Source organism: Pseudomonas sp. LBUM1646 (genome assembly GCF_059716165.1).
On the sequence record NZ_CP166810.1, the window covers coordinates 1,900,636 to 1,912,415 of the forward strand.

An 11,780-nucleotide genomic window follows, 5' to 3' on the forward strand; every position below is an offset into this window, starting at 1 on the left:
AATGTCAATTTGCCTAAAGTCTTGCTCCAGAAGGCTTTAACCGGACTTTTTCCTCGAAATTACCTGCCATTTACGCCTTTTATCCGACTTGTGCAATGCGCTATTAGGGGAAGGTGAACGCGTTGTCATTAGTAGCCTAACTGTCTATACTCGGCCACCGACCGCCAGGGGCTTTTGGGCCTGCTTTACTGGGGGTCGCATCCCTGGGTGGTGGTTACCTGACCAGTGCACTCCCCAACAACTTTGCCCTGATTGTTAGGGGCTCTTCAGTGTGAAAAAAGCCGTGAAAAGCCAACGACCTGTAAACCTAGACCTAAGGACCATCAAACTCCCCATCACCGGCGTTACGTCGTTTCTTCACCGTGTTTCCGGCATCATCCTCTTCCTGGGCATTGGCTTCATGCTGTACGCATTGAGCAAATCCTTGGGTTCCGAGGAAGGTTTTGCCGACGTGAAGGCAACCTTGACCAGTCCGCTGGCCAAGTTCGTAGCATGGGGCCTCCTGTCCGCTCTGCTGTATCACCTGGTAGCCGGTGTGCGCCACTTGATCATGGACATGGGCATCGGTGAGACGCTGGAAGGCGGCAAGCTGGGCTCGAAAATCATTATCGCCGTGTCTGCGGTGTTGATCGTTCTGGCGGGAGTTTGGATATGGTAACCAGCGTTACGAACCTGTCGCGTTCAGGCCTCTATGACTGGATGGCACAGCGCGTGTCTGCGGTTGTTCTCGCGGCTTATTTCATCTTCCTGATCGGATACCTCGCTACGCACCCTGGCATTGGCTACGCCCAATGGCATGAGCTGTTTGCAAGCAACGGAATGCGTATCTTCAGTCTGCTGGCCCTGGTGGCCCTGGGCGCACACGCCTGGGTTGGCATGTGGACCATCGCGACCGACTACCTGACGCCGATGGCGCTGGGCAAGTCCGCGACTGCAGTACGTTTCCTCTTCCAGGCAGTATGCGGCGTTGCGATGTTCGCCTACTTCGTCTGGGGTGTGCAGATTCTTTGGGGTATCTGATTCATGTCTAATACAGTTAATACGCTTTCGTTCGACGCCATCATCATTGGCGGCGGCGGTGCCGGCATGCGCGCTGCGCTGCAATTGGCACAGGGCGGTCACAAGACTGCCGTAGTCACCAAGGTTTTCCCGACTCGCTCGCACACCGTATCCGCCCAGGGTGGTATCACCTGCGCCATCGCCTCGGCAGATCCGAACGATGACTGGCGCTGGCACATGTACGATACCGTCAAGGGTTCCGACTATATCGGTGACCAGGACGCTATCGAATACATGTGTTCCGTAGGCCCGGAAGCGGTCTTCGAGCTCGAGCACATGGGCTTGCCGTTCTCCCGTACCGAACAAGGCCGCATTTACCAGCGTCCGTTCGGCGGTCAGTCGAAAGACTTCGGTAAAGGTGGCCAGGCTGCCCGTACCTGCGCCGCTGCCGACCGTACCGGTCACGCACTGCTGCACACCCTGTACCAGGCCAACCTCAAGGCTGGCACCGTATTCCTCAACGAATACTACGGCGTCGACCTGGTGAAGAACGAAGATGGTGCCTTTGTCGGCATGATCGTCATCTGCATCGAAACCGGCGAAACTTCCTACGTCCGCGCGAACGCCACCGTATTGGCGACCGGCGGTGCAGGTCGTATCTACTCGTCCACCACCAATGCCCTGATCAACACCGGTGACGGCGTAGGCATGGCTCTGCGTGCTGGCGTGCCGGTGCAAGACATTGAAATGTGGCAGTTCCACCCGACCGGCATCGCCGGCGCCGGTGTACTGGTTACAGAAGGCTGCCGCGGTGAAGGCGGTTACCTGATCAACAAGCACGGCGAACGTTTCATGGAGCGTTATGCTCCGAACGCCAAAGACCTGGCTGGTCGTGACGTGGTTGCTCGCTCGATGGTTAAAGAAATCATCGCCGGCAACGGTTGCGGCCCGGATGGCGACCACGTAATGCTGAAACTCGATCACCTCGGTGAAGAAGTTCTGCACAGCCGTCTGCCAGGCATCATGGAACTGTCCAAGACCTTCGCCCACGTCGATCCAGCCGTGTCGCCGATCCCGGTCGTTCCAACCTGCCACTATATGATGGGCGGCGTGCCGACCAACATTCATGGTCAGGCAATCACTCAAGACGCTGAAGGCGTAGACCAAATCATTCCTGGCCTGTTCGCGGTAGGCGAAGTGGCTTGCGTATCGGTTCACGGTGCCAACCGTCTGGGCGGCAACTCGCTGCTCGACCTGGTGGTATTCGGTCGTGCTGCCGGCCTGTTCCTGGAACAGACCCTGAAAGAAGGCGTCGACTACGCTCGCCCGCGCCAGTCCGACATCGACGCTGCCCTGGCACGTCTCGATGGCCTGAACTCGCGTACCGAAGGTGAAGACGTCGCCACCCTGCGTAAAGAACTGCAAAGCTGCATGCAGAACTACTTCGGTGTATTCCGTACCGGCGAATACATGCAGAAGGGTATTGCTCAGTTGGCTGATCTGCGTAGCCGTATCGCCAACGTCAAGATCAACGACAAGAGCCAGGCGTTCAACACCGCCCGTATCGAAGCGCTGGAACTGCAGAACCTGTTGGAAGTGGCCGAAGCTACCGCCATCGCCGCAGAGATCCGTAAAGAGTCCCGCGGTGCTCACGCCCGTGAAGACTTCGAAGAGCGCGATGACGTTAACTGGCTGTGTCACACCCTGTATTTCCCGGGTGAGAAGCGCGTTGCCAAGCGTGCCGTGAACTTCTCGCCAAAAACAGTCCCGACCTTTGAACCAATGATTCGGACTTATTAAGGGTGGCCGCCATGTTGAAAGTCAGTGTTTATCGCTACAACCCTGATCAGGACGCTGCGCCGTTCATGCAAGAATTCCAGGTCAATACCAACGGTAAAGACCTGATGGTGCTGGACGTGCTGGCTCTGATCAAAGAGCAGGACGAGGGTTTCTCCTATCGTCGCTCTTGCCGTGAAGGTGTTTGCGGTTCCGACGGCATGAACATCAACGGCAAAAACGGCCTGGCGTGCGTCACGCCGCTGTCCGCTGTCGTAAAAGGTAACAAGCTGATCGTTCGTCCGCTGCCAGGTTTGCCGGTTATCCGTGACCTGGTCGTCGATATGAGCATCTTCTACAAGCAATACGAGAAGGTGAAGCCATTCCTGCAGAACGACACGCCGGCTCCGGCCATCGAACGTCTGCAGACCCCGGAAGAGCGTGAAAAGCTCGACGGTCTGTACGAGTGCATCCTGTGCGCTTGCTGCTCGACCTCTTGCCCATCCTTCTGGTGGAACCCGGACAAGTTCCTGGGTCCAGCTGCTCTGCTGCAAGCGTACCGCTTCCTGGCAGACAGCCGTGACACCAAGACTGCCGAGCGTCTGTCTTCGCTGGATGACCCGTTCAGCGTATTCCGCTGCCGCGGGATCATGAACTGCGTCAACGTCTGTCCGAAAGGCCTGAACCCGACTAAGGCCATCGGTCACGTACGTAACATGCTGCTGCAAAGCGGCGTGTGATACAGGCTGTAACCGCAGGACCGCTGTACCCGTAGATGCTACGGCGCAGGCTTCAACCGGCGCCGTAGTTTTAACCTGAGCAGCAGCCCATAAAGCTGCGGCTCTTATTTTGAAGAAATGAGACAAGCAGGGGCATCCGGGCTGGTACCCGGACTATCAGCGTGATCCTAAGTGGCTTGTTTTAGTCGCTGCATTCGGACTTCTGCAAGTTTGCTCGGTGTCGACGCCGGTGGTGTTCCCCTAACCGAGGGTGACCAAGCATGCAAGAAAGCGTGATGCAGCGCATGTGGAACAGCGCCTACCTATCCGGTAGTAACGCTGCCTATGTGGAAGAGCTCTATGAGCTCTACCTGCACGACCCTAACGCTGTGCCAGAAGAGTGGCGCACCTACTTTCAGAAGTTGCCTGCTGACGGCAACACTGCCACCGATGTTTCGCACTCCACAATTCGCGATCATTTCGTCTTGCTGGCAAAGAACCAGCGCCGCGCCCAACCGGTTTCCGCCGGAAGCGTGAGCAGTGAGCACGAGAAGAAGCAAGTTGAAGTGCTGCGATTGATCCAGGCCTACCGTATGCGTGGCCACCAGGCAGCCCAGCTTGACCCGCTGGGGCTGTGGCAGCGTCCTGCACCTGCAGACCTGTCGATCAATCATTACGGCTTGACCAATGCCGATCTTGATACGACCTTCCGTGCCGGCGACCTGTTCATCGGCAAAGAGGAGGCGAGCCTACGCGAAATTCACGAAGCGTTGCAGCAGACATATTGCCGCACCATCGGCGCTGAATTCACGCACATCACCGATTCCGAGCAGCGTCACTGGTTCCAGCAGCGTCTGGAAAGCGTGCGCGGTCGTCCGACGTACTCCGCCGACATCAAGAGCCACCTGCTCGAACGCGTCACTGCCGGCGAAGGTCTGGAAAAATACCTGGGCACCAAATACCCGGGTACCAAACGTTTCGGTCTGGAAGGCGGCGAGAGCCTGATTCCGATGCTCGACGAGCTGATCCAGCGTTCCGGTTCCTACGGCACCAAGGAAATCGTGATCGGCATGGCCCACCGTGGCCGTCTGAACGTGCTGGTCAACACCTTCGGCAAGAACCCGCGCGAGCTGTTCGACGAGTTCGAAGGCAAGAAGAAGGTCGAGCTGGGTTCCGGTGACGTTAAATATCACCAGGGCTTCTCGTCCAACGTCATGACCACCGGCGGTGAAGTTCACCTGGCCATGGCCTTCAACCCGTCCCACCTGGAAATCGTTTCTCCAGTGGTCGAGGGTTCGGTTCGCGCCCGTCAGGATCGTCGTAACGACCCTACCGGCGAGAAGGTTCTGCCGATCTCCATCCACGGTGATGCTGCATTCGCAGGTCAGGGCGTGGTGATGGAAACCTTCCAGATGTCGCAGACCCGCGGTTTCAAAACCGGCGGCACCGTGCACATCGTGATCAACAACCAGGTCGGTTTCACCATCAGCAATCCGGAAGACTCGCGCTCCACCGAGTACGCGACCGACGTTGCGAAAATGATCCAGGCGCCGATCCTCCATGTAAATGGTGATGATCCGGAAGCCGTATTGTTCGTGACCCAGCTGGCCATCGACTACCGCATGCAGTTCAAGCGTGACGTGGTGATCGACCTGGTTTGCTACCGTCGTCGCGGCCACAACGAAGCTGACGAGCCTAGCGGCACCCAGCCTTTGATGTACCAGCAGATCACCAAGCAGCGCACCACCCGTGAGCTGTACGCCGAACGCCTGACCCAGGCCGGTGTGGTTGATGATGCACGCGTACAGGCCAAGATCGACGAATACCGCAACGCGCTGGACAACGGTCTGCATGTTGTGAAAAGCCTGGTCAAAGAGCCGAACAAAGAGTTGTTCGTGGACTGGCGTCCGTACCTGGGCCACGCCTGGACTGCACGTCACGACACGCGTTTCGATCTGAAAACCTTGCAGGAACTGTCCGCCAAGCTGCTGGAAATCCCGGAAGGCTTCGTGGTTCAGCGCCAGGTCTCGAAAATCTACGAAGACCGTCAGAAAATGCAAGTCGGCGGCCTGCCGATCAACTGGGGTTACGCCGAAACCATGGCGTACGCGACCCTGGCGTTCGAAGGTCACCCGATCCGCATGACTGGCCAGGACATCGGCCGCGGTACGTTCTCGCACCGTCACGCCGTATTGCACAACCAGAAAGACGCCGGCAGCTACATTCCGCTGCAGAACCTGTACAAAGGCCAGCCACGTTTCGACTTGTACGATTCGTTCCTGTCCGAAGAAGCCGTACTGGCGTTCGAATACGGTTACTCGACCACCACGCCTGAGGCGCTGGTGATCTGGGAAGCCCAGTTCGGCGATTTCGCCAACGGTGCCCAGGTGGTGATCGATCAGTTCATCACCAGTGGCGAGCACAAGTGGGGCCGTCTCTGCGGTCTGACCATGCTGCTGCCGCACGGTTATGAAGGTCAGGGTCCGGAGCACTCTTCGGCACGTCTGGAGCGTTACCTGCAACTGTGCGCTGAGCACAACATTCAGGTAGCGGTACCGACCACGCCGGCCCAGATCTACCACTTGCTGCGTCGTCAGGTGATTCGCCCGCTGCGCAAGCCATTGATCGTTCTGACTCCGAAGTCGCTGTTGCGTCACAAGCTCGCCATATCGACCCTGGAAGATCTGGCCGAAGGTTCGTTCCAGACCGTTATCCCGGAAATCGATGTTCAAGACCCGAAAAAGGTCGAGCGCATTGTTCTGTGTAGCGGCAAGGTCTACTACGACCTGCTGGAAAAACGCCGTGCCGAAGGTCGTGATGACATCGCCATCGTGCGTATCGAGCAGCTGTACCCATTCCCTGAGGACGACTTGAACGAAGTCCTGGCTCCGTACACCAACCTCAAACATATCGTTTGGTGTCAGGAAGAGCCGATGAACCAGGGTGCCTGGTACTGCAGCCAACACCACATGCGCCGCATCGTTGGCAATCACAACAAGGCGCTCGTTCTCGAGTACGCCGGCCGTGATGCTTCTGCTGCACCGGCTTGTGGTTATGCATCGATGCACGCTGAGCAGCAGGAAAAACTGCTGCAAGACGCCTTTACTGTTTAACGCCTTCGCGCACCTGAAACCGAATTTAAGGACCCACAGATAATGGCTATCGAAATCAAAGCCCCCACTTTCCCGGAATCGGTTGCCGATGGCACCGTTGCCACCTGGCACAAAAAACCAGGCGACGCCGTCAAGCGTGATGACCTGATCGTCGATATCGAAACCGACAAAGTGGTACTGGAAGTGTTGGCCACCGCCGACGGCGTGCTGGGCGCTATCGTCAAGAACGAAGGCGACACCGTTCTGTCCGACGAAGTCCTGGGCTCCATCGAAGCGGGCGGCGCTGCTGCCGCTCCAGCTGCTGCCGCTGCACCGGCCGCTGCACAAGCTGCTGCCCCGGCTGCCGAAGGCGAAGACGATCCTGTTGCTGCACCGGCTGCTCGCAAGCTGGCTGAAGAAAACGGCATCAACATCGCTTCCGTTGCCGGTACTGGCAAAGGCGGTCGTGTGACCAAGGAAGACGTAGTCGCTGCTGTTGCTGCCAAGAAAGCTGCTCCGGCCGCCGCACCTGCCAAGGCTGCTGCTCCGGCTGCCGCTGCTCCTGTGTTCGCCGCTGGCGACCGCATCGAGAAGCGCGTACCGATGACCCGCGTGCGGGCCACCGTTGCCAAGCGTCTGGTAGAAGCTCAGTCGAACATGGCAATGCTGACCACTTTCAACGAAGTCGACATGACTGAAGTCATGGCCCTGCGTTCGAAGTACAAGGACCTGTTCGAGAAGTCCCACAACGGCGTACGCCTGGGCTTCATGTCGTTCTTCGTCAAGGCTGCCACCGAAGCGCTGAAACGCTTCCCGGCTGTCAACGCGTCGATCGACGGTGCTGACATCGTTTACCACGGCTATGCCGACGTTGGTGTGGCTGTTTCCAGTGACCGCGGTCTGGTTGTACCGGTCCTGCGTAACGCCGAACTGATGAGCCTGGCTGAAATCGAAGGCGGCATCGCCGCTTTCGGCAAGAAGGCTCGCGACGGCAAGCTGTCGATGGACGAAATGACCGGTGGTACGTTCACCATCACCAACGGTGGTACCTTCGGTTCGATGATGTCGACTCCGATCGTCAACCCGCCGCAAGCGGCCATCCTGGGCATGCACAACATTCTGCAGCGTCCTATGGCGATCAACGGTCAGGTCGTTATCCGTCCGATGATGTACTTGGCTCTGTCCTACGATCACCGTCTGATCGATGGCAAAGAAGCTGTGACCTTCCTGGTTACCATCAAGAACCTGCTGGAAGACCCGGCTCGTTTGCTGCTGGATATTTGATAGAAGCAGCCGCGAGTTTCAAGCTGCAAGCTGCAAGAAACGGCAGTTTGGCTTGGAGCTTGCGGCTTCACGCTTGCCGCAAAAAAGAGGATTTTTTGAATGTCGCAGAAATTTGACGTAGTAGTGATCGGTGCGGGCCCTGGCGGCTACGTGGCTGCCATCAAAGCAGCGCAACTGGGTCTCAGCACTGCCTGCATCGAGAAATACACCGACAAGGAAGGCAAACTGGCTCTGGGCGGTACTTGTCTGAACGTCGGCTGCATTCCATCCAAGGCGCTGCTGGACAGCTCCTGGAAATACAAGGAAGCCAAAGAAGGCTTCGCGATCCACGGTATCAATCACGCTGGCGTGACCATGGACGTGGCGGCAATGGTTGGCCGTAAAGCCAACATCGTCAAAGGCCTGACCTCTGGCGTTGCCACCCTGTTCAAGGCGAACGGCGTCACTTCCCTGCAAGGCCACGGCAAATTGCTGGCCGGCAAGAAAGTCGAACTGACCAAGCCAGACGGCACCGTTGAAATCATCGAAGCCGAGAACGTGATTCTGGCTTCGGGTTCGCGTCCGATCGACATTCCACCGGCTCCGGTTGACCAGAACGTGATCGTCGATTCGACGGGTGCACTGGAATTCCCGGCCGTACCTAAGCGTCTGGGCGTGATCGGCGCTGGCGTAATCGGTCTGGAACTGGGTTCGGTCTGGTCGCGTTTGGGTTCTGAAGTCGTGGTTCTGGAAGCTCTGGAGAAGTTCCTGCCAGCAGCTGACGAAGCGGTTTCCAAAGAAGCCTACAAAACCCTGACCAAACAAGGTCTGGACATCAAGCTGGGCGCTCGCGTCACCGGTTCCAAAGTGAACGGCGACGAAGTCGTTGTGAACTACACCGACGCCAATGGCGAACAGAGCATCACCTTCGACAAGCTGATCGTTGCCGTTGGTCGCCGTCCAGTGACCACTGAGCTGCTGGCAGCTGACAGCGGTGTGAACATCGACGAACGTGGCTTCGTTTTCGTTGACGACCAGTGCGCAACCAGCGTTCCGGGCGTTTTCGCAATCGGCGACGTGGTTCGCGGCATGATGCTGGCGCACAAGGCGTCCGAAGAAGGCATCATGGTTGTAGAACGCATCAAGGGCCACAAAGCCCAGATCAACTATGACCTGATCCCGTCTGTTATTTATACTCACCCGGAAATCGCGTGGGTCGGTAAAACCGAGCAAGCCTTGAAAGCTGAAGGCGTTGAAGTTAACGTCGGCACTTTCCCGTTCGCAGCCAGTGGCCGTGCCATGGCAGCCAACGACACCGGCGGTTTCGTGAAAGTCATTGCTGATGCCAAGACTGACCGCGTACTGGGCGTCCACGTGATTGGCCCGAGCGCTGCAGAACTGGTTCAGCAGGGCGCAATCGGCATGGAATTCGGCACCAGTGCCGAAGACCTGGGCATGATGGTTTTCTCCCATCCGACCCTGTCCGAAGCCTTGCACGAAGCTGCTCTGGCAGTGAATGGCGGCGCCATTCACATCGCCAACCGCAAGAAGCGTTAAGACAAGACAATAAGAAACCACGGCGGAAGGCCCGTCGTGAGCCTTGCGTGCAAGACTCACCGCGGAATGTCCGCCGGACGCAGCCTTGCGTAGTCTCACCGGTTATCCGGAACACCTACGCAAGCAGCAGTCACAGGTGGTGCGGCACTTCAACAGTGCAGCACCGAATGCGCAGTACCTAACGAAGACGGTAATAAGCATGAATCTTCACGAGTATCAGGGTAAGCAGCTGTTCGCTGAGTACGGCCTGCCAGTATCCCAGGGTTTCGCCGTAGACACCCCGGAAGCAGCAGCAGAAGCGTGCGACAAAATTGGCGGGACCGAATGGGTTGTCAAAGCCCAGGTTCACGCAGGTGGTCGCGGTAAAGCGGGCGGCGTTAAGCTGGTTCGCAGCAGAGAAGACGCCAAAGCATTCGCTCAACAGTGGTTGGGCAAGCGTCTGGTGACTTACCAGACTGATGCCAATGGTCAGCCAGTCACCAAGATCCTGGTTGAATCGTGCACTGATATCGCTAAAGAGCTGTACCTGGGCGCTGTCGTTGACCGTTCGAGCCGTCGCATCGTGTTCATGGCTTCCACCGAAGGTGGCGTGGACATCGAGAAAATCGCTCACGACACTCCAGAAAAAATTCTGAAAGCCACGATCGATCCACTGGTTGGCGCTCAGCCATTCCAGGGTCGCGAGCTGGCATTCCAGCTGGGTCTGGAAGGCAAGCAAGTTGCTCAGTTCGCCAAGATCTTCGTAGGTCTGGCCAAGCTGTTCAAGGATCACGACCTGGCTCTGCTGGAAGTGAACCCGCTGGTGATCAAGGCTGACGGCGATCTGCATTGCCTCGACGCCAAGATCAACATCGACGCCAACGCCATGTACCGTCAGCCTAAGCTGAAGACTTTCCACGATCCGTCGCAAGACGATCCGCGCGAAGCGCACGCTGCCAAGTTCGAACTGAACTACGTAGCACTGGAAGGCAACATCGGTTGCATGGTCAACGGTGCTGGCCTGGCCATGGGTACCATGGACATCGTCAACCTGCATGGCGGCAAACCAGCCAACTTCCTCGACGTGGGCGGCGGTGCTACCAAAGAACGCGTTACCGAAGCGTTCAAGATCATCCTGTCCGACACTAACGTCGCTGCAGTATTGGTCAACATCTTCGGCGGCATCGTTCGTTGCGACATGATTGCCGAAGGCATCATCGGTGCAGTGAAAGAAGTCGGCGTGAAAATCCCGGTTGTTGTTCGCCTTGAAGGCAACAACGCTGAGCTGGGCGCTAAAGTACTGGCAGAAAGCGGTTTGAACATCATCGCTGCTACCAGCCTGACCGACGCTGCTCAACAAGTTGTCAAAGCTGCGGAGGGCAAATAATGAGCGTCCTGATCAATAAAGACACCAAAGTTATCTGCCAGGGTATTACCGGTTCGCAAGGTAGTTTCCACACCCAGCAAGCCATCGAGTACGGCACCAAGATGGTTGGCGGCGTAACGCCTGGTAAAGGCGGCACCGAGCACCTGGGTCTGCCAGTGTTCAACACCGTGAAAGAGGCTGTAGCTGCCACTGGCGCCACCGCCAGCGTGATCTACGTTCCAGCTCCTTTCTGCAAAGACTCCATCCTGGAAGCAGCGTTCGGCGGCATCAAGCTGATCGTTTGCATCACTGAAGGCATTCCTACCCTGGACATGCTGGATGCCAAGGTCAAGTGCGACGAGCTGGGCGTAGTCCTGATCGGTCCTAACTGCCCAGGCGTGATCACTCCAGGCGAATGCAAGATCGGCATCATGCCAGGTCACATTCACTTGCCAGGCAAGGTCGGTATCGTTTCCCGTTCCGGCACCCTGACCTACGAAGCTGTTAAGCAGACGACTGACGCCGGTTTCGGTCAGTCGACTTGCGTCGGCATCGGTGGTGACCCGATCCCGGGTTCGAACTTCATCGACATCCTGAAACTGTTCCAGGAAGACCCGAAGACCGAAGCGATCGTCATGATCGGTGAGATCGGCGGTTCGGCTGAAGAAGAAGCGGCTGCCTACATCAAGGCACACGTGACCAAGCCGGTTGTTTCCTACATTGCTGGTGTGACTGCCCCTGCGGGCAAGCGCATGGGCCATGCTGGCGCAATCATCTCTGGCGGCAAAGGCACTGCAGACGAGAAGTTTGCTGCCCTGGAAGACGCAGGCGTTAAAACCGTGCGTTCGCTGGCAGACATCGGCAAGGCTTTGTCCGAGCTGACTGGTTGGGCGGTCAAATAAGCCACGTGCTTAGCTGACGCTTCACCAAACAAAGGCCACCTTCGGGTGGCCTTTGTCGTTTCCGGGGTTTGTGGATCGTTCCCACGCTCTGCGTGGGAATGCCGCCAGGGACGCTCCGCGTTCCGCC

At 57.6% G+C, this 11,780-nt stretch carries 9 protein-coding genes; all 9 read left to right on the plus strand.

The features are described 5' to 3' along the window. Positions 1–271: 271 nt before the first annotated feature. The 9 genes from sdhC to sucD all read left to right on the plus strand — a co-directional run bounded on the left by sdhC (position 272) and on the right by sucD (position 11,653). A complete protein-coding gene (gene sdhC, locus ACA071_RS08475) occupies positions 272–658 on the plus strand; it encodes a succinate dehydrogenase, cytochrome b556 subunit (protein WP_178076575.1) in 387 nt (128 codons plus the stop codon). Next, positions 652–1,020 (plus strand): succinate dehydrogenase, hydrophobic membrane anchor protein, encoded by a 369-nt coding sequence (gene sdhD / locus ACA071_RS08480; protein ID WP_054049453.1) that lies wholly within the window; start codon positions 652–654, stop codon positions 1,018–1,020. Before sdhC ends, sdhD begins: the two co-directional genes overlap by 7 nt. Positions 1,021–1,023: 3 nt before the next feature. Continuing rightward, complete coding sequence (gene sdhA, locus ACA071_RS08485; protein ID WP_497643928.1) at positions 1,024–2,799, plus strand: succinate dehydrogenase flavoprotein subunit; 1,776 nt, start codon at positions 1,024–1,026, stop codon at positions 2,797–2,799. 11 nt (positions 2,800–2,810) lie between these two features. Further along, positions 2,811–3,515 carry a succinate dehydrogenase iron-sulfur subunit gene (locus ACA071_RS08490; RefSeq protein ID WP_497643929.1) on the plus strand — a complete coding sequence of 235 codons (705 nt, stop codon included), beginning with the start codon at positions 2,811–2,813 and terminating at the stop codon, positions 3,513–3,515. A gap of 260 nt (positions 3,516–3,775) precedes the next feature. Beyond that, on the plus strand, positions 3,776–6,607 hold the full coding sequence (locus ACA071_RS08495; protein WP_497643930.1) for a 2-oxoglutarate dehydrogenase E1 component: 2,832 nt from the start codon (positions 3,776–3,778) through the stop codon (positions 6,605–6,607). 42 nt (positions 6,608–6,649) lie between these two features. Beyond that, on the plus strand, positions 6,650–7,870 hold the full coding sequence (gene odhB, locus ACA071_RS08500; RefSeq protein ID WP_497643931.1) for a 2-oxoglutarate dehydrogenase complex dihydrolipoyllysine-residue succinyltransferase: 1,221 nt from the start codon (positions 6,650–6,652) through the stop codon (positions 7,868–7,870). A gap of 99 nt (positions 7,871–7,969) precedes the next feature. After that, positions 7,970–9,406 (plus strand): dihydrolipoyl dehydrogenase, encoded by a 1,437-nt coding sequence (gene lpdA / locus ACA071_RS08505; protein WP_497643932.1) that lies wholly within the window; start codon positions 7,970–7,972, stop codon positions 9,404–9,406. A gap of 199 nt (positions 9,407–9,605) precedes the next feature. Then, positions 9,606–10,772 (plus strand): ADP-forming succinate--CoA ligase subunit beta, encoded by a 1,167-nt coding sequence (gene sucC, locus ACA071_RS08510; protein ID WP_092271323.1) that lies wholly within the window; start codon positions 9,606–9,608, stop codon positions 10,770–10,772. After that, positions 10,772–11,653: a succinate--CoA ligase subunit alpha gene (gene sucD, locus ACA071_RS08515; RefSeq protein WP_497643933.1), complete on the plus strand. Its 882-nt coding sequence runs from the start codon at positions 10,772–10,774 to the stop codon at positions 11,651–11,653. Before sucC ends, sucD begins: the two co-directional genes overlap by 1 nt. Positions 11,654–11,780 lie beyond the last annotated feature (127 nt).